Annotated in this window: 22 protein-coding genes and 4 tRNA genes; 13 read left to right on the forward strand and 13 right to left on the reverse strand. The window is 38.8% G+C overall.

The window, feature by feature from the left end:
* Positions 1-5: 5 nt before the first annotated feature.
* The 7 genes from rsxB to H5160_RS08395 form a co-directional block, all read right to left on the reverse strand.
* Positions 6-560 carry an electron transport complex subunit RsxB gene (gene rsxB / locus H5160_RS08365; protein ID WP_007585357.1) on the reverse strand — a complete coding sequence of 185 codons (555 nt, stop codon included), beginning with the start codon at positions 558-560 and terminating at the stop codon, positions 6-8.
* 1 nt (position 561) lies between these two features.
* On the reverse strand, positions 562-1,143 hold the full coding sequence (gene rsxA / locus H5160_RS08370; protein WP_008134172.1) for an electron transport complex subunit RsxA: 582 nt from the start codon (positions 1,141-1,143) through the stop codon (positions 562-564).
* 212 nt (positions 1,144-1,355) lie between these two features.
* Positions 1,356-3,299, reverse strand: coding sequence for an EAL domain-containing protein (locus H5160_RS08375; RefSeq protein WP_182696126.1), 1,944 nt, complete (start codon positions 3,297-3,299; stop codon positions 1,356-1,358).
* Between the two features lie 148 nt (positions 3,300-3,447).
* Positions 3,448-3,524 (reverse strand) — tRNA-Asn (locus tag H5160_RS08380).
* Positions 3,525-3,553: 29 nt separating this feature from the next.
* Positions 3,554-3,630 (reverse strand) — tRNA-Asn (locus tag H5160_RS08385).
* A gap of 21 nt (positions 3,631-3,651) precedes the next feature.
* Positions 3,652-3,728, reverse strand: a tRNA-Asn gene (locus H5160_RS08390).
* A gap of 21 nt (positions 3,729-3,749) precedes the next feature.
* Positions 3,750-3,826 (reverse strand) — tRNA-Asn (locus H5160_RS08395).
* A 1,051-nt stretch (positions 3,827-4,877) separates the two neighbouring features.
* Between H5160_RS08395 and H5160_RS08400 the strand changes: the two genes are divergently transcribed.
* The 5 genes from H5160_RS08400 to H5160_RS08420 all read left to right on the forward strand — a co-directional run bounded on the left by H5160_RS08400 (position 4,878) and on the right by H5160_RS08420 (position 10,994).
* A complete protein-coding gene (locus H5160_RS08400; RefSeq protein WP_138489356.1) occupies positions 4,878-6,257 on the forward strand; it encodes an MATE family efflux transporter in 1,380 nt (459 codons plus the stop codon).
* Positions 6,254-8,248 carry an excinuclease ABC subunit UvrB gene (gene uvrB, locus H5160_RS08405; protein WP_039487290.1) on the forward strand — a complete coding sequence of 665 codons (1,995 nt, stop codon included), beginning with the start codon at positions 6,254-6,256 and terminating at the stop codon, positions 8,246-8,248. Before H5160_RS08400 ends, uvrB begins: the two co-directional genes overlap by 4 nt.
* Before the next feature lie 2 nt (positions 8,249-8,250).
* Positions 8,251-9,189, forward strand: coding sequence for a class I SAM-dependent methyltransferase (locus tag H5160_RS08410; protein ID WP_138489355.1), 939 nt, complete (start codon positions 8,251-8,253; stop codon positions 9,187-9,189).
* Complete coding sequence (locus H5160_RS08415; protein ID WP_182737209.1) at positions 9,190-9,870, forward strand: tRNA (adenine(22)-N(1))-methyltransferase TrmK; 681 nt, start codon at positions 9,190-9,192, stop codon at positions 9,868-9,870.
* A 101-nt stretch (positions 9,871-9,971) separates the two neighbouring features.
* A complete protein-coding gene (locus H5160_RS08420) occupies positions 9,972-10,994 on the forward strand; it encodes a hypothetical protein (protein WP_182737211.1) in 1,023 nt (340 codons plus the stop codon).
* Positions 10,995-10,998: 4 nt separating this feature from the next.
* On the opposite strand, the gene H5160_RS08425 is transcribed toward H5160_RS08420, so the two are convergent.
* Positions 10,999-11,241 carry a hypothetical protein gene (locus H5160_RS08425; RefSeq protein ID WP_010553668.1) on the reverse strand — a complete coding sequence of 81 codons (243 nt, stop codon included), beginning with the start codon at positions 11,239-11,241 and terminating at the stop codon, positions 10,999-11,001.
* Between the two features lie 195 nt (positions 11,242-11,436).
* On the opposite strand from H5160_RS08425, the gene H5160_RS08430 reads away from it, so the two are divergent.
* Positions 11,437-11,886, forward strand: a complete 450-nt coding sequence (locus H5160_RS08430; RefSeq protein WP_007378935.1) for an isoprenylcysteine carboxylmethyltransferase family protein — start codon at positions 11,437-11,439, stop codon at positions 11,884-11,886.
* Positions 11,887-11,980: 94 nt separating this feature from the next.
* On the opposite strand, the gene queC is transcribed toward H5160_RS08430, so the two are convergent.
* Complete coding sequence (gene queC, locus H5160_RS08435) at positions 11,981-12,637, reverse strand: 7-cyano-7-deazaguanine synthase QueC (protein ID WP_002960416.1); 657 nt, start codon at positions 12,635-12,637, stop codon at positions 11,981-11,983.
* A gap of 145 nt (positions 12,638-12,782) precedes the next feature.
* Between queC and queE the strand changes: the two genes are divergently transcribed.
* The 3 genes from queE to H5160_RS08450 all read left to right on the forward strand — a co-directional run bounded on the left by queE (position 12,783) and on the right by H5160_RS08450 (position 16,297).
* On the forward strand, positions 12,783-13,448 hold the full coding sequence (gene queE, locus H5160_RS08440) for a 7-carboxy-7-deazaguanine synthase QueE (protein WP_024591014.1): 666 nt from the start codon (positions 12,783-12,785) through the stop codon (positions 13,446-13,448).
* 271 nt (positions 13,449-13,719) lie between these two features.
* Positions 13,720-14,463: a class I SAM-dependent methyltransferase gene (locus tag H5160_RS08445; RefSeq protein WP_182737212.1), complete on the forward strand. Its 744-nt coding sequence runs from the start codon at positions 13,720-13,722 to the stop codon at positions 14,461-14,463.
* 253 nt (positions 14,464-14,716) lie between these two features.
* The gene (locus tag H5160_RS08450) at positions 14,717-16,297 is read left to right on the forward strand and encodes a DUF4041 domain-containing protein (protein ID WP_182737213.1); all 1,581 of its coding nucleotides are present in this window, start codon (positions 14,717-14,719) and stop codon (positions 16,295-16,297) included.
* Positions 16,298-16,773: 476 nt separating this feature from the next.
* On the opposite strand, the gene bcp is transcribed toward H5160_RS08450, so the two are convergent.
* Positions 16,774-17,253, reverse strand: coding sequence for a thioredoxin-dependent thiol peroxidase (gene bcp / locus H5160_RS08455; protein WP_002963124.1), 480 nt, complete (start codon positions 17,251-17,253; stop codon positions 16,774-16,776).
* An 11-nt stretch (positions 17,254-17,264) separates the two neighbouring features.
* Complete coding sequence (locus tag H5160_RS08460) at positions 17,265-17,798, reverse strand: glycine cleavage system protein R (protein WP_007583906.1); 534 nt, start codon at positions 17,796-17,798, stop codon at positions 17,265-17,267.
* 358 nt (positions 17,799-18,156) lie between these two features.
* On the opposite strand from H5160_RS08460, the gene bamC reads away from it, so the two are divergent.
* The gene (bamC, locus tag H5160_RS08465) at positions 18,157-19,218 is read left to right on the forward strand and encodes an outer membrane protein assembly factor BamC (RefSeq protein WP_039487313.1); all 1,062 of its coding nucleotides are present in this window, start codon (positions 18,157-18,159) and stop codon (positions 19,216-19,218) included.
* A 66-nt stretch (positions 19,219-19,284) separates the two neighbouring features.
* Positions 19,285-20,655, forward strand: a complete 1,371-nt coding sequence (locus H5160_RS08470; protein ID WP_138489349.1) for a YjiH family protein — start codon at positions 19,285-19,287, stop codon at positions 20,653-20,655.
* A gap of 52 nt (positions 20,656-20,707) precedes the next feature.
* Here H5160_RS08470 and H5160_RS08475 read toward each other — a convergent pair whose 3' ends face one another.
* Both H5160_RS08475 and H5160_RS08480 read right to left on the reverse strand, forming a co-directional pair.
* Positions 20,708-20,854, reverse strand: a complete 147-nt coding sequence (locus H5160_RS08475; RefSeq protein ID WP_138489348.1) for a DUF2897 family protein — start codon at positions 20,852-20,854, stop codon at positions 20,708-20,710.
* An 89-nt stretch (positions 20,855-20,943) separates the two neighbouring features.
* Positions 20,944-21,480, reverse strand: coding sequence for an acyloxyacyl hydrolase (locus H5160_RS08480; protein WP_138489347.1), 537 nt, complete (start codon positions 21,478-21,480; stop codon positions 20,944-20,946).
* 245 nt (positions 21,481-21,725) lie between these two features.
* Between H5160_RS08480 and H5160_RS08485 the strand changes: the two genes are divergently transcribed.
* Together H5160_RS08485 and H5160_RS08490 are read left to right on the forward strand one after the other, a co-directional pair.
* Positions 21,726-22,319 carry a phospholipid-binding protein MlaC gene (locus H5160_RS08485; RefSeq protein ID WP_024595677.1) on the forward strand — a complete coding sequence of 198 codons (594 nt, stop codon included), beginning with the start codon at positions 21,726-21,728 and terminating at the stop codon, positions 22,317-22,319.
* Positions 22,320-22,676: 357 nt separating this feature from the next.
* Positions 22,677-24,014: an ankyrin repeat domain-containing protein gene (locus H5160_RS08490; RefSeq protein WP_182737215.1), complete on the forward strand. Its 1,338-nt coding sequence runs from the start codon at positions 22,677-22,679 to the stop codon at positions 24,012-24,014.
* The last annotated feature ends 58 nt before the right edge of the window (positions 24,015-24,072 follow it).

Genomic DNA, 24,072 nt, shown 5'->3' on the forward strand with positions numbered 1-24,072 from the left:
AACCTCTAATCTATTTGTGTAACAGGAATAGCATCTAGCTGCCATTTCCAGTTTTGTTTAGTTTCGGCTACAGGTAGCATATCAATGCAATCTACAGGGCAAGGCTCAACACATAAATCACAGCCAGTACATTCATCAATTAACACGGTGTGCATTTGACGAGTCGCGCCTAAAATAGCGTCAACAGGGCAGGCCTGAATACATTTGGTACAGCCAATACATTCATCTTCGCGAATATAAGCCACTGTTTTTATAGGTTCTGCTTGCTCGCCGCCTGCAAGTGGTTTTTCATCAACACCCATTAAGCCGGCAAGCTTTTTCATAGTTGATTCGCCGCCCGGAGGGCATTTATTTATTTCATCGCCATTGGCTATAGCTTCGGCGTAAGGGCGACAGCCCGGGTAGCCACATTGTCCGCATTGAGTTTGCGGCAAAATAGTATCAATTTGCTCAACAATAGGGTTACCTTCAACGCGAAAGCGGATTGCTGCAAATCCTAAAATAAGTCCAAAAATGAGTGCTAGCGAGCCAATCGCTATCAAGGCATAAAACAAGGTCATATTAAAACTTCACTAATCCAGTAAAACCCATAAACGCCATCGACATTAAGCCTGCGGTGATCATTGCAATGGAGGCGCCTTTAAAAGGCGTAGGAACGTCAGCTGCTGCTAAGCGTTCTCGTAGTGCTGCAAACAATACAAGCACTAAAGAAAAACCAACCGCAGCACCAAAACCATACACTGCAGATTGTAAAAATGAATGATCTTCTTTGATATTTAATAGAGCTACACCTAATACCGCACAGTTAGTGGTGATCAGCGGTAAAAATATGCCTAGTAAACGATATAGAGTAGGGCTTGTTTTACGTACAACCATTTCGGTAAATTGCACTACAACGGCAATTACCAAAATAAAGCTCATGGTACGTAAAAATTCGATATCCAGAGGGATTAAAATATATTGGTTAACTAAATAGCTAGTTACAGAGGCAAGGGTAAGTACAAACGTGGTTGCCAAAGACATACCAATCGCCGTATCAAGCTTACCTGATACGCCCATAAACGGACATAAGCCTAAAAATTGTACTAATACAAAGTTATTAACCAGAACGGTTCCAATCAATAACAAGACATATTCTGTCATGTGTGCCTCACGCTATTAAAGTCCTGCGTATTATCCTTTTTTCTGCCCCGATAAACAACATTTGCGAGTCGTTATCAGTTAAATAAACGCAAGGACAAACATATTGATCACAAGGCTGTAAAATTAATGTGATTTTGATGTAAGGAATTACTCAAATAGCAGAAACAAAAAAAGAGCAACGAATGCTCTTTTTTTTATTAATTAAAAACTAATTAAATATCTTTAGGTTTTTCTATGTAATAACCTTGAACGCCATCTAAACACAAAGTTTCTATTATGTGTTTCTCTTCTTGGCTCTCAACGCCCTCAGCAAATACGCTAACACCAATACGGTGGGCTAAATCGACCATTAAGCGCATAAAGTACTGATTGTTTTTATCGTCTTCTAGGCCGCGAGTATAACTTGCGTCCATTTTAATAAAGTCAGGTTTTAAATCGCGGAAAAACTTAAATGAAGTCAAGCCAACACCAAAGCGTTCAACAGTAACGCGTGCGCCAACTCTGTGCACCATGTCGATAAAGCGCTTACTAGCTTTGATGTTTTGCTGTAAACCAAACTCGCTTACCTCAAATACTAGTTTAGATGCAATATGCGTATCTTTCAATAATCGGCGCTCTAGCCAAATTACAAACTGATCGTTGTGTGCACTTGAGGCTGTTACGTTTAAACCAAAAAACTTTTCAGATAAATTACGGCTTTTAACTTTTTCAAGAGAAGAGTCGATGATCAGGCGATCAATTTCTATTGCCATATCAAGTTTTTCGGCCATTGCTAAAAAAGAAGCGGTAGGCAGTACTTGATTGTCTTCTGTTTTAAATCGAACTTGTACTTCAGCGTAGGCTTTTATGCTTTTACCAAGCGGCATAATGTTTTGCATCACTAAATGCACACGCTTAGATTCTATAACTTCCTTAATAACCTTACGCCAGTTTTGATTACCAAACCCCGCACTTACGTTATTAACTAAATCGGTTTCGCGTTGTACGTGCCATGCATTAACTTGCTTTGACTGCGCCATGCTCATCGCGTTATCAACAACAGAAAGCAGTTCGCCTAACGGTTTACCTTTTTCGTAACCTACAATACCCGTATTAGCTACCGAGCTTAACTCTTGGTTTTGTTGGTACTGCGTGAAGCGCGATTGCAGGTTTTCACCAAAGCGCTCAGCTTCTTTTAAAGGAATGTGGGGGAGTACTACCGCAAAATCAGAGCTGTTTAATCTAAATACTTGGCTACCCGTGTAAGTGCCGCTTATGTGCTTAATAATATCGGCAACGCCTTTAACGTACTCGTCACCTTTTTGATAACCACGGCTTTGGTTTATAGCTTGTAGTTCGCTACAACGAACCATAGCTAAAGAGCCAAATGTACTTTGCTCAGTGTTTTCAATGTTTTTTTCGTAGTACTCAACAAACATATTACGATTACCAAGCGAGGTAATTACATCTTTGTACGCTTCATGCTTGATAGTCATAGCAGCGCTTTGTATGTCTTCGTTTTTGTTTTTTAAAAAATGTGATAACCGATTAAAGCTAGGTACTAAATCTTTTCCCATTTTTTTCAATCGAGTGCCATCTAATGCTGTTTCTAAATCATTATCAACTTGGTTTTGATTGATATAAATATCGATAATGTCAGCAACTGTTGTACTTATATTTTTATTTAAATGATAAAAAATAGATTTCATTAGAATTATTGGAATAATAACTAAAATAGCAGAAATCAAAATAACAATAAAAAGGGACGTTTGTAGCTGCGACGCTAAATGCTCAATGTTAAGTACAAATTCAACTTTTATATCTGCGGCATCGTTTACAGCAAACTGTGGGCGTACAGAGTTAAAGTTAGAGAGTACAAAATCAGCAAACATTGGTAATTGAGTAGGGGGGTTAATGCTAAATACTTCAGCACCTTGGTAATCTCTTAGAGTAAAGCTTGAAAACGTATTACCATCTGCAATTGATTGTTTTAAATTTTGAGCAGAAATATCGTCTAAAGAAAGGTCATTAATATACTTAGTAACAGTCGTTTGTGCATTTTTTTGTGCATCACTTACCGCAGTATCAAAGCTTATAGATATGAAGTAGCTTCCTGCTGCAACACACAATAACCAAGAGATAATTTGTATAAAAATAAGTTTTTTAAATCCAGCCATGTTTTCAGTCTTTTAATAATCAAAAGGGAAGGAATCAAGTCCTTGATTAATAAACTAAGTACAGCGCATTAAAGAATTAAACTAATGCTTTAGTTATATAAGGAAGAGTAGTGGAAATAGCTTGGAATGTCTATGAAATTCTTAGAATTGGCTCCCCCTCCCCGACTCGAACGGGGGACCTGCGGATTAACAGTCCGTCGCTCTAACCAACTGAGCTAAGGGGGAACTAAAGTACTGATATTATTATGATGATTTGGCTCCCCCTCCCCGACTCGAACGGGGGACCTGCGGATTAACAGTCCGTCGCTCTAACCAACTGAGCTAAGGGGGAACTACATCATAAACATAAACTTGGCTCCCCCTCCCCGACTCGAACGGGGGACCTGCGGATTAACAGTCCGTCGCTCTAACCAACTGAGCTAAGGGGGAATCGTTTATGGTTGAAAAACTTGGCTCCCCCTCCCCGACTCGAACGGGGGACCTGCGGATTAACAGTCCGTCGCTCTAACCAACTGAGCTAAGGGGGAAGCGTCTTGCCTTTCAACGGGGCGAAATATTAATGACCGAGCCGCAAAGTGTCAACATATAAAAGTCATAAATTGAAAAAAGAGGTTTATTCGTTGTTTTTGTGTTCGATCTGCGTGATTTATAGCTCTATTAAAGCTGTTTTTTTAAGAATTTAAGAATACTAATGCGAGTTTTATTATTGTTGAGTCTTTAAATTGGTTAAATTAAACACGCCATTAAGGCCGCTTTTAATTAAAAAACAACTCAAAAACATAAAATTTCATTTTTTACTTTGGGATATTCTTCGTATTTATTTACTTTTTTATTTTAATTTTCTAAAAATATACCTGCACGAATAGTCATAAAAGTATTTTCCCTCTTAATAGTGATCCAATTTTGATCTATAAATTGAGCATTTATTATCTTCGCTCAAAAATAGAACAATCAATAACTTAACTTTGTATTAAACGTTTTTTATTTACTAACGTATAACTATGTTAAGAAGAAAAATCGGCAAGCTTGCGTTTTCAGTGTGAGTTTATAAAAATGCCACAATTAGCAAATCAACAATTGGTTGGACCTCAGCGAAAATTGCGAGTCTCTCAAGGCCTTTATAAATGCGGCTTTGAATGAGTTATCCACGGTTTCTGTGGATAACTCTGTTTATGAAACTTTAAGAACATCATCGGCACCAATGTTTTAGGGTGCTACAACGATTTCAAGCTTTTAAATCACTATTTTTTATTCATTGTAAAACAGTGGGTTATGTTTTGGTGGCTAATAGATGTAACTCCATGAATGAATTTTTTCGTAACGATAAACCAAGTAGTTGCTTTGTGTAAAAAAGCATCAGATAACACAGGGTGTTTGTAATAAAAGTTATAAAAATGTGTTTTAATTGTTTTTTGGCGTGTTTAGGCTCTATTTTAACAAAAAGATGTAAAAACCAAGTTTTACTATTTTTTAGAATATTTACTTACGTAATTACATCAATTGTAGTGATAAATCCGTGGCTTGAACTGTCTTGATGCTTTAAAATGATTCGTTCAGTAAAAGAGGCCTATTTATTTCATGCGCGCAATTTCAAAATCTCAGACTCGCCCAGATTTACTAAACGATCCTATCTTGCCTACATTAAAGACGATGACCATACCGATGATATTCGGCATGATCACACTAATGATGTTCAATATTGTAGACACCTTTTTTATAAGTTTACTTGGCACCGAACCATTAGCTGCCGTGAGCTTTACATTTCCAGTTACTTTTACCGTTATCAGCTTAGCAATAGGGCTGGGGATCGGTACATCAGCAGTAATAGCGAAAGCGCTCGGCAGTAATAAAATTGATGAAGCACGTTTTGATGCCAGTATTTCTTTAATGGTTGGTGTGGTTTTGGTTATTGTGTTGTCATCTGTTGGGTATTTACTGATTGACCCCATATTTACTTTACTAGGAGCGGGCGCGCAAGTATTGCCGTTAATACATGAATACATGAATGTATGGTTTATCGGTAGCGTATTTTTAATAACCCCAATGATTGGTAATTCGGTACTGCGTGCCAGCGGTGATACCAAAACGCCAAGTATAGTAATGGGCGGAGCCGGGCTGATAAACGCCGTACTTGACCCAATACTGATATTTGGCTTTGGGCCGGTACCCGCGTTAGGAATTCAAGGCGCTGCCATAGCAAGTGTTGTCGCATGGTCGGTCGCTGTGGTTATTATTTTATATATATTAGCGGTTAAAAAACGTTTGTTGAGTCTAAAAGCGGGCAAGCAAACTGTAACTGGCGCTATTCGTAAAATATTAAAAATTGGTTTACCTGCTGCAGGTGCAAACATGCTTACACCTGTTGCAATGGCTGTAATGACCGCCTTAGTAGCGCATCATGGGCCAGAAGCCGTGGCCGCATTTGGAGTAGGAAGCCGGATAGAATCTATTGCAAGTATTTTAGTGCTTGCGCTATCGATGACATTACCGCCATTTGTGAGTCAAAACTTTGGGGCTGGCAAATTATGCCGAGTTAAAGAAGCGTATACCGGCACACTCAAATTTGTGATGGTATGGCAATTTGCCATTTACGTATTACTAATTGCATTTTCAGGTGTTATAAGCCAATTATTTGGTAAAGAACAAGCCGTAATAGATGTAATTAAGCTCTTTATTTATACCATCCCACTAAGCTATGGCTTACAAGGGGTGATCATATTATCAAACTCATCGTTTAATGCTTTACACAAACCAATGAACGCATTGGTACTAAGCGTTATTCGTTTATTCATATTTTATGTACCATTTGCTTATATCGGCAACGAAATAGCCGGATTATTAGGGTTATTTATAGGCGCTGCCATAGGTAATTTATTTACAGCAATAGTGGCATATAAATGGTTTATGAAAAAACTAGAAGCGCTGAGCGGCGAATCGTTACAGGAGTGCAATAATTGAGCGACCATTTTCAGTTAAAATCACATTTCAAACCAGCAGGCGATCAGCCTACCGCCATTAAACAGCTATGCGAAGGGTTAGAAGCGGGGCTTGCACACCAAACGTTATTAGGTGCCACCGGTACAGGTAAAACCTTTACTATGGCCAATATTATTAGCGATTTAAATCGTCCAACAATAATAATGGCGCACAATAAAACATTGGCTGCGCAGCTATACGGCGAGATGAAAGAGTTTTTTCCTAAAAACGCGGTTGAATACTTTGTATCGTATTACGATTACTACCAGCCAGAAGCCTATGTTGTATCTAGCGACACATTTATTGAAAAAGATGCTTCGATAAATGAGCACATAGAGCAAATGCGTTTAAGTGCGACCAAAGCATTGCTTGAGCGTCGCGACACCATTATTGTGGCATCGGTATCGGCTATTTATGGTTTGGGTGACCCTAAATCGTACATGAAAATGATGCTACTTTTAAAAGTGGGCGAAAAAGTCGATCAACGCGACATGCTACGCCGTCTTGCTGAAATACAATATACCCGTAATGATATAGATTTTAGCCGAGGTACATACCGTGTACGTGGCGAAGTAGTTGACATATTCCCAGCAGAATCAGACACTTTTGCTGTACGTGTAGAAATGTTTGATGATGAAATAGAACGCTTAAGTATTTTTGACCCGCTTACCGGTGCAATTGAAAAGCACATAGTGCGCGCTACTATTTATCCTAAAACGCACTATGTTACCCCGCGTGAAAAAATACTTGGCGCTATCGAAAAAATAAAAGAAGAACTAAAAGAGCGACGCGCCCAGTTACTCAGTGCAAACAAGTTAGTAGAAGAGCAACGTGTAGCACAGCGAACGCAATACGATATAGAAATGATGACCGAGCTTGGTTATTGCTCGGGTATAGAAAACTACAGCCGCTATTTATCTGGGCGTACGCCAGGCGATCCGCCGCCAACATTGCTTGATTACCTACCTGATGACGCATTAATGATTATTGATGAATCGCACGTAACCGTATCGCAAATTGGCGCCATGTATAAAGGCGACAGAAGCCGTAAAGAAAACCTTGTTGAGTATGGTTTTAGAATGCCATCCGCAATGGATAATAGGCCACTGCGTTTTGAAGAGTTTGAAGCCATAGCACCACAAACTATTTATGTATCAGCAACGCCTGGCGACTTTGAGTTAGAGCGCTGCGCGGGCGAAATAGCAGAGCAAGTAATTCGCCCAACAGGGCTGCTCGACCCACTTATAGAAGTACGTCCTGTGGGCGATCAGGTTGATGATTTACTCTCAGAAATATACAAAAGTGTGGAGAAGGGCGAACGCGTACTGGTAACTACACTTACTAAACGTATGTCTGAGGATTTAACAGATTACCTAAGCGAGCATAATGTAAAAGTACGTTACTTACATTCAGACATTGATACCGTTGAGCGCGTGGAAATAATTCGTGACTTACGAGCTGGCGTGTTTGATGTGTTAGTGGGCATTAACTTACTGCGAGAAGGCCTTGATATGCCAGAAGTGGCACTTGTTGCCATACTTGATGCTGACAAAGAGGGCTTTTTACGCTCGGCTCGCTCGCTGATACAAACCATTGGCCGTGCTGCTCGTCACTTAGATGGCCGCGCTATTTTATATGGCGACAGAATTACAAAATCAATGGCTAAAGCCATGGACGAAACAGCACGCAGGCGCGAAATTCAGCATGCATATAACGTTGAGCACGGCATAGAGCCTCATGCTCTGGCTAAAAAAATACTTGATGTAATGGATGTAGGTGAAGAAGCGGCCCCTAAAGACAACCTTAAACTTATTCGTAAAGAGTCTAAAAAGGTTCTTAGTGCGAAAGAAATTGCCGTGCAAATTAAGCAGCTTGAAACCAAAATGCATGCATACGCAAGCGACCTAGAATTTGAAAAAGCGGGCTCTGTTCGCGATGAAATACATGAACTACAACAACAGTTGATTAATTAAAAATGACAGCAAACTTTACACCTCTTATTACTGCGCTTGAAGACGCGCCAATTTTAAAAAATGAACTGTGTCGTGTTTTTCATGGCCGAGGCCACAGCGTCGAAGCATTAAGCCATATTAATTTAGACTTTTACCCGCCCAGTTTATTTTTGGTTTCGTACGATGAAATTGACGAGCAAACACTAAGCGAGCTCACCAATGTTGTGTGGCAGTGGGCGCAAGAAAATCAGCCTGAGCTTATTACTTCACTTGTGTACCAGCAACGTGCTGGCGTACAAAGCCAAAACACCGTGGTTTATGGGCAATTACCTAACCCACATGTTGTAACCGAAAATGGCATTCGCTTTTTGGTTGATTTACAGAGCCGCCAAAATACCGGAATATTTCCCGATATGCGCAGCGGCCGTGAATTTGTAATGGCCAACAGCAAGCATGGCAAAGTGCTTAATTTGTTTTCGTATACATGTGGGTTTTCGCTTGCCGCCATGCAAGGCGGGGCAGATCATGTGATGAACATGGATATGAGCAAAGGCGTGCTAAAAGTCGGCAAGCAAAACCATCAGCTAAATGGTTTTGAGCGCGGCGTCAGTTTTTTACCTCACGATATCTTAAAATCCTTTGGAAAACTAAAAAAAGCAGCCCCGTTTGATTTAATAATAGTTGATCCGCCAAGCTTTCAAAAAGGCAGCTTTATATTAACTAAAGACTATCAAAAAGTGCTGCGCAGGTTGCCAGAGCTACTTTGCGATACCACACAATTACTATTGTGTGCTAATAGCCCAGAGCTTAGCGAAGATGCATTTAAAGCATTAATAAACGAGAACACCCAAGGCGCAATTGAATTTGTTGAGCGCCTAGCCCCCACCGAGCGTTTTATTGAAGTAGACAGCGACAAAAGTTTAAAAGCGCTTGTCTATAAAACGTCACAAATACCTGCTTAAATGAAGCTCAGTAAACGCCTAACTACCATTGATAAATTAATTTCGCAGCACCACGATATTATTTGGGATTGTTGCTGCGACCATGGTTATTTAGGCATGGCGCTATTAAAACGCGCAGCTGCAAACCACGTTATTTTTGTAGATATAGTCGCCACTTTAATGAACGATTTAGAAGCGCAATTATCATCTATTAATAAATTACAAAAAACCTGTGATAAAAATCCGCAGTGGCAGGTCTTATGTCAGGATGTAGGCAAAATTGAAATTGCTCAAAGTAAAAGCCAAGTAGTTGTAATAGCAGGTGTTGGCGGTGAGCTGTTATTAAGTTTAGTACAACAAATTATTGCTAATAACGCAGTGGATCATTTAAATAATGTTCGGTTTATTTTATGCCCAGTGCATCACACTTATAAGTTGCGAGTGGGTTTAAAACAACTTGGTTTAGGGCTTATAAGTGAGCAAATAGTTTACGACAACAAACGTTTTTATGAAGTGATTGAAGTGAGCTTTAATACCAATAATGAGATTAGCCGTACCGGCAACAAAATGTGGGACTTTGCTAGTACAGAGCACGCTATGTACCAACGACAACTCATAAATCATTATAATAAAATGCTCAATAAAGATAAGCCATACTATCAAAAAGTTATAACAGACTATCAAGAACTCACCGATAGTTAAAAAAGCCCAAAAGTAGGGCGTACATGTGATCTAATTACGACATTGACGACGTAATGTGTTCATAGTTTATATCGCACAACGCGAGTTTATTTGGTTTATTTATGTCAGATAACAAGAGTCACATTAATCATTTGCTCAGCAATGAGCAAAAATGGCAACACAGTTACGAGCAACCTATTTCTTATGCACCCCTGGTGCAATTGGCTAATAGTAATTGGGTGGTGCCACAGCATTTTTTACGTTACAAGCACACGCTTGAAAGCGTAAACGAAGTACTTGAGAGTATTGAGTTTTCGGCTCACTTTAGAGTGCTCGCTGCACAAAAAGGTGAAGAGATTTACCTGCAAGTAGCAGTGCTGAGCCCTGATAACTACCAAAAAAGCGCATCTACTAATGAAGCCAAATCTAAAAAACTATTATTTGGCAGACGTTGGATAGTAGAGGAAAACTTACCTACTTCAGAGCTTATTCAAACCGCATTTTTAGCGTTAAAAGTAGCGCGAGAACATGAAGTAAGAGAACTTTTTCAGTTAATGCAAAGCGGCGCAACAAGCACGCCATTTAACAATCACCACGACTTACCTGTAATGGCGCAAAACCCTGAACTTGTTAAAAGCGAAGCGGTTACAAGTAATGTTGATGAAGTGCTCAAACGTATTGTATTTGCAGGAAAAAGTATTGAGCTGAAAAGTCAGCAGCAAGTAGCCGAGCAACATTTATATACTGTTGAACTCTTGTGTGAGGATTGCCAGCTTAGCGAGTTTAATAAAAAAACAATTGCGTTTTTAACAGCAGACTCATCCGCTAATAGTTTTTTACACGGCTTAATTGCGGCATTGGTGGCCATAAGTAATGACTACGTAAACGAGCAGTTTAAATACAAAGGTTTTGCCCGTTTTAGCAAGCACGTAGTAGTTGAACAAATAGGTAACCTAAGTATCGCTATGCGCTCGCCAAGTACCGTAGGGCTTTGCTCTATGGGTAAGCAACATGCTAATCAGTTAAATTTTGAGATAGACAGTGGGCGAGCACCACAGGGCTGCGGGCAAGCTATTGGTGGGTTTTTAGCTGCTCACGGCATTGAGCAGCCAGAAAATGCGCATTTATATCCAAATTACTTATAAAAACTTAAAGTTTATTAATTTCATCTTTAACGTTAAAGCTTGAATCAGTAACAATAGCCTCAAGTGTTTGTACACGCTCTTTTAATGCAAGCACTTGTGCGTTTGTTTCAGCTAGTTGTTTATGGGCATCGCTGTTGTTGTTTTGCATTTTATGCTTAAATTCAAGATGCTTTTTATACATATCGTAAACTACTCCTGAGCCAACCGAAATTAGCACAATAAGTACAATCATCGTAGTTCCAGACATAATCTCATTCCTTATCATTTTATTATTCGTTTATGGTTAAAGTATAACCTTTAAGCGCTTATGATAAAGCTGACAATTGTAACTTAATTTGTATAGTTTACTTGGCGTGTTCATAATTCATACATTTTTTATATTGTTTAATGGAGATAGTGCCTCCATATAATAAACATACTTTAGCCAATACAGAGAGTTGCCATGTTAAATAATAAAATTCCACCGGTTATCGTTGTGCTGTTTTTTGCAGGCATAATGGCGCTTATTGCGCATTACAGTGTTATTGATTTCACCGCCTTTATTACCTACCTAGCAGCAAGTTTGGTCATTATCGGGTGTGTTTTTTGTATTGCAGGGGTAGCGAGCTTTAAAATAGCAAACACCACAGTAAACCCAAATAAACCTGAGCAAGCATCAAAACTTATTACGAGCGGCATTTATAAAATTTCGCGTAACCCAATGTATGTGGGTTTTGCATTTATTTTAGCAGGGTGGGGTGTTTGGTTAAGTTCCTTGTGGGCGCTTTTATGTATTATCGGGTTTATTGCGTATTTAACATTTTTTCAAATAATACCCGAGGAGCGTGCGCTCACTAAATTATTTGGCGAAGAGTTTACCGCTTACAAAGCGCGCGTAAAACGCTGGCTGTAATCAATATCATTGACTTAAAACGTGACAAACAAAAAAGGCTATCGATGATAGCCTTTTTTTGTTTACAGCAATTGTATTACTAATTAATTGCGGCTTATTCGTATTCTAACGGGTCTGTAATGTTATTTAGTGCAAATGCTTCAAGGCGTTCTTGGCACGCGCCACATTTACCACAGGCCTTTTCACGGCCGTTATAACAGGTCCACGTTTGGCTGTAATCTAAACCCATTTCAATACCGTCGGTCAAAATACCAATTTTAGTATTATTTAAATACGGGCTAAAAATTTCTACCGCGTCGTAGTTAGCAATACGACACACATCATCCATTTTTTGCACAAATTCAGGACGGCAGTCAGGGTAAATAGCATGATCCCCAGAATGAGCGCCGTAATAAACTTGGCTAGCTTTAAGTGATACCGCGTAACCAACAGCAAGCGAGAGCAAAATCATATTACGATTAGGCACAATCGTACTTTTCATGCTTTCTTCTTCGTAGTGGCCTTCAGGTACGTCAATATCATCAGTAAGTGATGAGCCACCAATAAGTTGGTTAATCGCCGAAATATCAACAATTTTATGTGGAACGTTTAATTTTTCACACACACTTGCTGCTACTTTAAGCTCTTTTACATGACGCTGACCATAGTCAAATGAAAGGGCATATACATCATGGCCTTGTTGCAGGGCTTTATTTAATACGGTAAATGAGTCCATACCGCCGGAATAAATAACAACTACTTTTTGCGTCATATCTGTTTTGCTCTTAGTTTTAATAGAGGTTTATATCAGGGCGCGATATACTACACGGCCGCAGCTTAAATAACAATTTTTGCACAGCGCTTTTTGGTTTTTTAATAGTAGCAATTTGGCTGCTAGGTAGTAAGTGAGATCTCTTTTGTACAAAATTAATGAAGTGTTTGAAACCATTCAAGGTGAAGCTAGCTTTACTGGCACACCCTCAATATTTTTACGTCTGCAAGGTTGCCCTGTAGGCTGCTCTTGGTGCGACACCAAGCAAACGTGGGATGTTGATAATGTATATAAAGTATCGCTGGATGAAACCGTAGAAAAAAAAGCCGACTCAGATCATTGGGCTAACGCCAGTGCAGAGCAAATTTTAGCTTTGTTTCAATCACGTGGTTACACCGCAAAGCATGTTGTAATTACTGGCGGCGAGCCATGCATGTTTGATTTAAATCCAGTATGTAACTTATTACATGAACACGGTTTTAGCACACAAATAGAAACCAGCGGCACGTTTGAAATACTCGCCCCAGAGCAAACATGGGTAACGGTATCGCCAAAAATCAATATGCGCGGCGGTTATGAAGTACTCACCAGCGCTATGAAGCGTGCCAATGAAATTAAACACCCCGTTGCCATGCAAAAGCATGTAGAAGAGTTAGAAGAATTATTTGCTAAAACAGGCGTTAACCCTAAGCTTGTTTATTTGCAGCCAATTAGCCAAAAAGTATCAGCAACAAAATTAGCAATCGACACCTGTATTGCCAAAAACTGGCGCCTATCAATACAAGTACATAAGTATTTAGGAATTAGTTAAAGCCAGCTTAAAGTTATATTACGTATGTTGGGTAGAGCGAAGCTAAACCCAACAAATCTCCACTTCCGCACCATTTTCTAATAACGTTTCATAATATTTAAATACGTAGGTCGGATAAGCGAAGCGCCATCCGACAACCCTGTACTTTATAGCCTAAAATTTATATCCTAGAATTACATCTACCTTAAAGCTCATATCTTCTTCGTTAATTGTGCTAATTAGTTTACTATGCGCGACTTAAAAATATTCCACTACTTACTACTAGGCTTATATGTCCGTAAATGCGCTTTACACCGACCTTTCTGATTACTACGACTTAATGTGTGCAGATATTAATTATCAAGCCCAAAGCAATTCTATTCACAGGCTGCACCAAATTTTTGGTAATGGCGCAAATACCCATCTCGATTTAGCGTGTGGCACCGGCCCGCATGTACGCCACTTTATTGATTACGGCTATAAAAGTAGTGGGCTTGATTTAAACCAGCCAATGCTCGATAAAGCAAAAGTTCGTTGCCCAGAAGCGCAATTTTCATTGCAAAACATGAGTGAATTTAAGGTCGCTGAGCACGTGGATTTAATTACCTGCTTTTTGTATTCAATCCACTACTGCGACGGAATTGATAAGCTAAAAGAGTGCCTTGCTAGCGTGCACAATGCATTAAATGTAGGTGGAATATTTTGCTTTAACACGGTTGATAAAAACAAAATTGACAGCGATTCATTTGTAGAGCACACAGCAACAAGCGAAAATAGCTCGTTCACATTTCGCTCTGGTTGGCATTACAGTGGCAGTGGTAGCAAACAGTTATTAAAACTCAGCATAGAAAAAACCACCGTAGACAAAACACTCGTATGGCACGATGAGCACCCAATGGTTGCTTTTAGTTATACAGAGCTTAAAGAAGCCTTAAAGCCGTACTTCGAAATCCACATATTTGAACATGACTACGACAAAATAACCCCATGGGCACAACGCTCAGGCAACGCCATTTTCGTCTGCGTAAAAATTTAAGTTAAACATTCATCAAGAAGAGATAAAAGTTTGGGTAGAGCGCAGCGAAATCCAACGAACCTCCAATACCACGGCCCAATAACTCCGCATTATATATTTGAAAGCGTAGGTCGGATAAGCGAAGCGACATCAGACACAGTAACCTATTTGAGTTTCGGCGCGTAAAATTCTGTATATTAATTTCAGTTTCATCGACTCTAAAATATATGCTACTTTCAAATAGTGGATTAAATAATGATAAAAGGAATTTAAAATGGAACTCTCTGCATCAATTCTTCTACTAATAATTACCATATTGATTTGTCTTGGTTGGTACAACCATACAAAAAATTTAAAAATACAGTTTAAAAAAAATATTAAGGCATTAACTGATTCTTTAGCTTTAGCGCGAGAAGAAGCTAAAAAGCAATCATTGAAAAATAAAGAACTAACTGAGAAATATAGCCCAATCATTCAAGCTGGAGCTTACTCTCAAACTTTATTAGATGAAGCGGAACTAAAAGCAAATGCTATAAAGCAAACTGCTGAAAATTTAGCTAATGAAGTTAAAAATGAATCTATTACTTTAAGTGAGTCATTAAAGGAACAAAGGTTAGAGGGGAGCTTAAGACTTAGAGAAGCGAAGGAAAAAGCAGAACAAATTAGGTTGGATGCTAATCAAGAAGCTGACCGTATTACTTTATTCGCAGAGCAAAGGGCTAAAGAGATTGCGGGTGATGCTTATGAAGCGAAAGAAAAAGCTAATACCTACGAACAAGCAATAAAAGCAATGCGAAATACCATCGAAGGCTATAAGGACGACTATATCATTCCTAATCACTCAGTTTTAGATGATTTAGCTGAGGATTTTGGTCATAAAGAAGCTGGAGCAGAGCTAAAGTCAATACGACAAAATATTAGACAAATGATAAAAGAAGGATTTGCTGGAGATTGTGACTATGTTGAACAACATAGAAAAACATATGCAATCCATTTTGTAGTAGATGCATTTAACGGTAAAGTAGATAGTGCTTTATCTAAAGTAAAACATGATAATTTTGGGAAAATAAACCAAGAAATACTAGATGCGTTCGCATTAGTTAACCACAATGGCGTTCCTTTTAGAAAAGCTAGAATTAATGAAAAATACCTTAATGCACGTTTAATCGAACTAAAGTGGGCTGTAGCTACAAGTGAATTAAAAAAAATCGAACGTGAAGAGCAAGTAGAAATTAAAGCTCAAATTAGGGAAGAAGAAAAGGCTCTAAGAGATATTGAGAAAGCAAAGAGAGAAGCCGAAAAAGAAGAACGCTTACTTCAGAAAGCTTTGAAAAAAGCACGAGAAGAACTTTCTACTGCAAATGATGAGCAGCGGGCCGATTATGAAGCGAAATTACTTGATCTAGAGAAACAATTAAAAGAAGCGGAAGATAAAGGTCAAAGAGCTATGTCGATGGCACAGCAAACCCGAAGAGGGCATGTATACGTAATAAGCAATGTAGGCAGTTTTGGTGAAGAGGTATTCAAAATTGGTATGACCCGAAGACTTGAGCCTATGGATCGTGTCAAAGAACTGGGCGATGCTTCTGTTCCTTTTTCCTTTGATGTTCATGCGATGATATTTAGTGAAGATGCGCCATCTTTAGAAAAAGAACTCCATCGCCGTTTTGATATTTACTCAGTGAATAAGATAAATTCAAGGAAAGAATTTTTCAAAACTACAATATCAGAAGTTAAGAAAGCTGTAGAGGGCAATGGGATTAAAGACGTTTATTGGACTTTAAAAGCTGAAGCTTCTGAGTACCGTGAGAGTTTAGCAATAGAGAAAAACTTACAATGTAATGCGGTTGCTTAACTATTTCTTATTTAGTTTCATGTATTAATACAGAGTAGGTGAATTAGTTTTTCTCATCAATTTCTTTCCCGCAATTATAACAATTGTTAGTGGGAAGCTTATAACTAGAAATAGAGCGCATTACTTGGTTTTTCTTACAGGCAGGGCAAGCGTAATTAATTACAGAGATTATAAGCGCAATAGCAAAAACAAAACTACCGATATAAAACGGGTTTGAGTAAAATTGCATACTTGGCTCTGAAAAGTTAAAACCAATAATACAGATGCTTAAGGCAGTTAAATAAAGTTTAAATTTTAGGCTTTTATTCAAGATTTAAATATCCAATTGGCAAGGTGCTAATAATAAGTGCTTTGGCATTTTTAACAAATTATCTACTCTATTGCTATTTAAGTTTTATATAGCGCAAATGTATAGACATAAAAAAAGCGTTGCCCATGAGCAACGCTTTTCTGTATTTTTTCTGACAGCTATTAAATTATTCTGCTGCAAGATAATCCAACACTACTTGATGGTGATCTTTGGTTTTAAACTTATCAAATAGGTGTTTAATTTTACCGTCTTGGCCTACTAAAAACGTTAGGCGGTGAATACCATCGTACTCTTTACCCATAAATTTTTTGTAGCCCCATACACCAAATGCTTCAGCAATGGCGTGGTCTTCATCGGCTAATAAATCAAAATTAAGCTCTTTTTTAGTTTCAAAGTTTTTAAGGCGCTTAATTGGATCTGGGCTAATACCTACAACGCGGGTGTTAAATTTAGCAAGCTGTGCTTGCTCATCGCGTAGGTTTTCGGCTTGTACAGTACAACCCGGCGTTGACGCTTTAGGGTAAAAGTACACAAGCACTTGTTGCTCTTTTAACAGCTCGCTTAATGTTACTGTTTCGTCGTTTTGGTTTTGTAGGCTAAAAGCGGGTGCAGTATCGCCAGCTTGTAATGGACTAATTGTGTTCATGTTTAGCATCCTTAACGAATTCGTTTAAAAATATAATCTACGTTTAGTGTGTGAGAAAGGCTCTCAAAACTAATTTTAAATTGATCTATATCTACATCAACAGGTATGTTGAATTCAAGTTCACAACGCATTTTAATGTTGTCTTCTTGGGAATAAGTGTCTGACTTAAGTGAGCAAATACTAATATTATTGTCGGCAAAAAAGCGCGTTACTTTGCTCAATGTACCAGGGGTGTCTATGCCTGTGTATTCTAGTGTGTAACCTGCACAAAACTCGCTAGGAGTATGACTTGCTGTACGCTTCATCATGGTTAGCAGGCCAAGTTCCATGGCTTTAGTTGGCAGTACGTGTTCTATGCGGCTTATTGCCGACATGTCGCCGCTAAGTAGCATTATGAAGGTAAATTCGCAGCCTAAAATAGCAATACGGCTGTCAATAATGTTGCAGTGGCAATCGCTAACCAGTTGGGTTAGTTCACTTACTATACCGGGTCTGTCTTCGCCAATCGCTGTTAAAACAATTTGATGATTTGAAAATGCAGTCATGAGTTCAAATACCTTGTTACTTGGATTATATCAACCGAGTTGGCAACACCAAAAATACACACGAGAAGTTGCACGGCGGCGAAGTTTAACACAAAAAGGGCTCTAAACTACAGCACACGCTAATTAAGCGCTTTTAAAGTGCGGTGTTTCTTGTTTTTACTGGCACGGGAAAGTACCATAGCTAAAATTTGCTTATTTGCGCTTAGTTGCTTACTAAGTTGAAGTGCTGAACTTTATTGCATTTAGGCAGCCAAATAATAAATGTAAAGTTAATATTGATTTTACACTGAACCAAATCGGTATTACCCACTCATATATTTGTTAAAACAATTAAAGGGTATGCTAAGGAGAAATATCTGTGCAGTATTGGATCCCAAAAGCACTTGCAGTAAGTGTATTGGTAAGTTTATCAGGGTGTAGTGTATTTATTAATAAGGCACATGACGAGCGTAACTATCGTACGCATGAGCCTGTAAAAGCACCAGCGTCGTTATCTCAACCAGCTCAAGACCCAGTTTATAAAATGGATGTAGGTCAATACGACAATAATCCTGAAGCTACAAATTACCGCCCACCGGCACAAGTATTAACAATTGCGAAAGGCAGTTGGGTAGAAGAGACAGATAAACAGGCGCGTATTTATTTTGATAAAAACGATGGCATTGCTGATTTAGATGAGTTTCTTTGGGATACGATTAAATCTGTCCTAGCTGATAATAATGCAGGAACTACTAAAGAAGATAAGCTACTTGGTATTATTGAAACTGATTGGTACTCAATCATTAAAACCGAAGAAGGTTTTTGGTGGTGGGGCGATGAAGTTAACGATGATTTAGAAAAGTTTAGATTCACTATTGAAGAAAAATCACATCAACGCACTGCGTCTTTACGTGTAGAGCTGATTGATTTTAAAGGTGATAAAACTCTAACAGACTTACTCAAGCAGCAGCTAGAAGTACGTGCGCTTAACCAAGTAGTGAGCGAGTTTGATTACCGTTACCGTCAACTTGAAGTTGATATGCGTAAACGCCAAGGTATTATTTCTCTTGAAATGGGCTTTGATAATAAAGGTAATGCAGCACTTGTAACTGAGCAATCTTACGACGCTGTGTTTGACCGTTTCTCTGGGTTTTTAGAGCGCTTGTCGTTCTCTATTGTTGAAATTAACCCAGATACGGGCTTAATTACTGCAGATTATACTAAACCAGAAACAAGCGTTTGGGATTCAATTTGGGGTGATGACGTAGCTCAACTACCTATTGATGAAGGCCAATACCAAATTTTAGTAAGCAAAACTAAAGAAGGCGGTACTAGCTTAACGTGGATGGATGATAAAGGCGAAACGCTTGAGCCAGGTACTATGAATGGTTTACAACAAGCATTAGAAGCAGCACTCATTCAGCGCGGCATTAAAATTTAAATAATAATAAGTTTTACCACAAAAAGAGCGCTATGCTCTTTTTGTGGTTTTTATAGGTTAAACAATATGTCTCAGCTACCTGAACGTTCACACTATACGTGGCGCACTTGGTTTACTTTTTTGGTTCCTTCGTTAATTGGTGTGTTTTTATTTATGACACCCATTAGTACTTCGCAAGGGATGACCATTCCTATTGCAGTTATGGCAAAAGCGGTTCAAGCAATGATGCTTGGCTCTGCTCAAGCAATTATTACCCTCATTATTTGTATTACAGGGGTTATTTCTGTAATTACTAAAGTGTTTAAACCCGCCGCTATATGTAACTCACCTTTGTTAAAGCATTTATTTGATGTGAGCTGGACATGGCTGGTGGTACGCTTATTTGGTATGGCGTTTGGTTTGATGACGTACTTAAGCCTAGGCAGCGAGATGATTACCTCGGCCAATACTGGCGCGCTGGTATTAAATGACTTATTGCCTGTGTTGTTTTCGGTATTTATTTTAGCGGGCTTATTACTGCCGCTATTAATTAACTTTGGTCTATTAGAGCTTGCTGGTACGTTAATGACCAAAGTAATGCGCCCTGTATTTGGTGTACCAGGTAGAAGCGCGGTTGACTGTACCGCATCGTGGTTAGGTGATGGCAGTGTGGGTATTTTGATGACTGCAAGGCAGTACGATCAAAAGCATTATACACAACGTGAAGCGGCTATTATTGGTACTACGTTTTCAGCGGTTTCAATTACATTTAGTTTAGTGGTGCTTGGGCAAGTTAAACTTGAATACCTATTTGCACCGTTTTACGCAACGGTATGTTTAGCCGGTATTGTTGCCGCTATTATTGTGCCGCGATTACCGCCACTGCGCTTTAAAAAAGATTTACTCATTGATGGCACTGAGCCAGATAGAGACGCTGAAACAATTCCGGGTCATAAAACCTTATTTGGTCATTCGTTAGATGTTGCATTAGCTAAAGCCGATAACTCAACGGGTGTTAAGGGCACTATAAAAGAGGGCGTACATAACGCGCTTGATATGGTGTTTGGTGTGTTACCGGTAGTAATGGCGGTAGGCACATTTGCACTGATCATTGCTGAGCATACGCCTATATTTCAGTATTTAGGTATGCCGTTTGTGCCATTTTTAGAGCTATTGCAAGTACCCGAAGCAGCCGCAGCGTCGCAAACTATCATGGTTGGCTTTGCTGATATGTTTATTCCGTCAATATTAGCAGCAGGGACTATCGAAAGTGATGTAACGCGCTTTATTATTGCCGCAATGAGTGTAACTCAGCTTATTTATATGTCTGAGGTGGGTGCACTTTTACTCGGCAGTAAAATACCGGTAAATATTTTAGAGCTATTTATTATATTTATTTTGCGAACGCTAATTACTTTACCTGTTATTGCGCTAATGGCTCATTGGCTAGTAGGCTAAATTAGCAAAAATATATTTAGCGAATTGGTATTATTGAAAAAGCCCTGATTGATCAGGGCTTTTTTGTGTCTGTTGTATTTTTTATATTGGCGTTGGGCTTTATAAACTCCTGTTTTGCAGAGAGTCTAATCAGCGCAATATTACCAATGATAATGGCAAGAACAACAGCGACAATAATTACAATATGCCAAGTTTGCATCGCAGTATCACCTAAACTTTAGTACGTTTAAGTGTGACCGCTTTGCACTATAACAGCAATTGATTTACTCAAAAATACAATCAATAACGTTAAAAACGTCTCGCTACCGAAAGCGTTAAAAAGTTAAGGCCAGGGTTTGGCTCTTTAAAGCCTGCGTTTGAATAGTGAATAACGCGAAGGGCAACATTGGTGTGGCCAAAATCGGCTACAAGGCCTATGCGGTCTTCAAACTGGTAGTGAGTACTTATGTTTTTACCGGCAAACTGCGTTTCATCAATCAGTGATACACCAATGCCTGCTTCTACATAAAATGGGGTGTTGTTAAAACTAAAAGCAGGAAATTGCAGTACAGGTGACATAGCAAGTACTAGGTTTGATTGTGTTTCATCGCCGTGGCGGTATTCCCACATGTTTACGCTGGTTTCAAAGTAAAAGCGTGCATCACCAATAATGTTTTGCATACCAGGTGCATGATACTGATACGCAAGCTTAACGCCGTTTACGTTACCTTCGCCTTTGAGAAAGTCAACGGCATAACCGTGGTCCGATTGAGCAAAAGCAAGCTTGCCAAAAAGTGAAACTACTAATACAAAAGAGATAATAAGTGTTTTAAGTGACGTTTTCATAGGTGCCAAATGTTCGTTTGATTTAAGTTGATAACTAAATGATAAGGGCGGCCTGTTAACAATTACAATGAGGACAAAATGCCGGTTGTATATGAGCTGTTAATGGAGTTTTCTAACTGCTTGAATTTATTTTATTTATTTGATTGGTGCTAATTTGGCATTAATAAGTTGCTTATTTGTGCCTTTTTTATTGCGTATAGTTCGCGTAAATTACAGCCATCTTAATCACACAGACATATACAATTATGAAACTCTTTAAACTATTCGTTTTAGCCACTGCTTTTTTTAGCAGTTCGTTATTTGCACAAGCTCAGCAATCACCAGATCAGTTACTTGAATCGGTAGCCGACAAGCTTTTTGCAGATATTGGCCAAGTAAACTCAAAAGGTACAGCCAGCAAAGACGCGATGGCTGCCATTGTTGAAAAACGTTTAATGCCACATATTGATGTTAAGTTTGTGTCGTTTAAATTATTAGGTAAACACATTAAAGGTATTGAGCGCGAGCAAGCTGTTCAATTTATAGATGCAGTAGAGCATTACTTAACAGGCACTTACGCCGGTGCACTAATGAAGTACACGGGTCAAAAAGTAGTATTTGAGCGTAATAACGCAAAAAGTGACTCTGAATACGCAACAGTTAATACGCAAATTATTGAGCCAAATGCGCCTACTATCGACTTAAGCTTTAAGCTTCGTTTAGGTAAAAACAATGAGTGGAAAGTATACGATATTGTTGCTGAAGGCATTTCACTATTAAGTGCTAAACAAAAAGAGATTATTCAACGCATTTCTGATGTGGGTTTAGAGCAAGTTATTAGCGAGTTAAAAAGTAAATAGACTATTTGTCTGGCTCTGATTAAGCCCAACTCCAACCTCAAAAACGGCCAATTACTTATGTACTTGGCCGTTTTTATATTTTTGCTAAGGACAATACCAATCCACAGTAATACTTAATCATTTAGAACAACTAAATAACGAAATTTTTGCTTTGCTATCACACGGTTTTCTACCTCAAAATAAATCACTTAATTAAGCGAATTGGTATAATCCTAAAGGATTGTTGTTATTGCGTAATTTTGCGCTAGCAGCAAAACAAAGGTGTGCTAGAATATCGGCACTTTGATTAAGCGTGGTGTCAGCTTAAAACTGATATAACTTACCACCCCCAAGCCACACTGGAGTTGTGTTGTTTTAATGGAAAATGTACTGATTTGGCCAAAGGAATACCCATTACTTATTAAAGGACTGGTAGAACAAAACGGTGCCTTTATTTTAGATGCTTTGGAAGCTTGGCCTGCTTGTCGTTCTACAAATGAAGACGATGGTGTATGCACCACCGTGCTGCCACCTATTTATTATTTGGCATGGCTAACCCCGCTGGAGCCATTTGAAGAATGTTACTTTCAGCATATCTCTGAATATGACGAAGACGCACAAGCGTATATTAGTGCGGTTAAAAGCCATTACTACGATAATGAATACACCCCTGAAAGCCTAGTACTTATGCTGTGCCAGCGCCTTGAAAAATACGCAAGCGTGGCTGCACAAAATACCATAGATACGCCACTGTCTTTAGTTGATTTATTTTTTAGTAAACGCTACTTCACCTTAATTGAGCATGCGTTAAATAATAAAAGTAAACTCTCGGCAAAGGACACATTAGCGCTTTGGAAAGAAGTTGATTTTAGAGAGCGCCTAAGTGCGTTTATTCCAGAGTCTATTGCTGATTTAGATACTCTCTCTGAACTTGCCAGCGAAAAAGTAGCTGCGGGTAAAGACTATTTTACGCTACTTACGCAGGTTTCTCCTGATGTTGACTCTGTTGTACTGCTAGAAAAAGCTTTGCTTACTCATTTACGTAAAAAAACAGCTAAGCAAACAATGGCAATGCGTTTTATTGAGCAAGGCGCTACTGGTGTACTTGCTGATGAAAACAATAAAACAGCTTTTATGTGGGCCGCCGAAAAAGGCTTTGTAAATGTGATCGAAACACTACTTGCAAAGCAAGACAAAAAAGCGACAGATAACTTTGGTAATACTGCACTTCATTATGCTGTGTTTGCTAAAAATGAGTCGTTAATGGTGCTACTTATTAAAGCCGGATACGATTTTAGGGCACGTAATAAAGAAGGTTTAAGCTGTTATCGTTTGGCGGTGAGTATTAAAGCTAATAACTTAGTTAAATGTTTAGAGCGTGATTTTGGTATTAAAGAACTTTCGCCAGAAGGGCAGTTCGATCGCATTAAAAAAGTGCATGTGCTACATGCTATTGTGACTATATTGCTGCCTTTACAGTTGTTTTTCTTTTTTGATGAAACCCTCTCAATTAAAAGTGAGCTGACGCTGGGTTTAACTATGACTGCAGTCATTTGTTTTTTCTTTGCGACCACATTAAAACGCTGTGCGCTATATCCACATATTAAACACCCTTGGGGTTTGTTTGTGCTTAGAGGCTTTTCGTTTATTAGCTTAATTGCTCAAATAGGGTTGGCGAGTATTGTGGTGCTAGCTGCCTTGAGCGATTTAGTTTAGCTAGTTTTAAACAGTTAATAAAAAACACGCTTAAATTACTTTAAGCGCGTTTTTTTGT

The organism is Pseudoalteromonas sp. SG43-4, assembly GCF_014164325.1.
GTDB lineage: Bacteria > Pseudomonadota > Gammaproteobacteria > Enterobacterales > Alteromonadaceae > Pseudoalteromonas > Pseudoalteromonas distincta.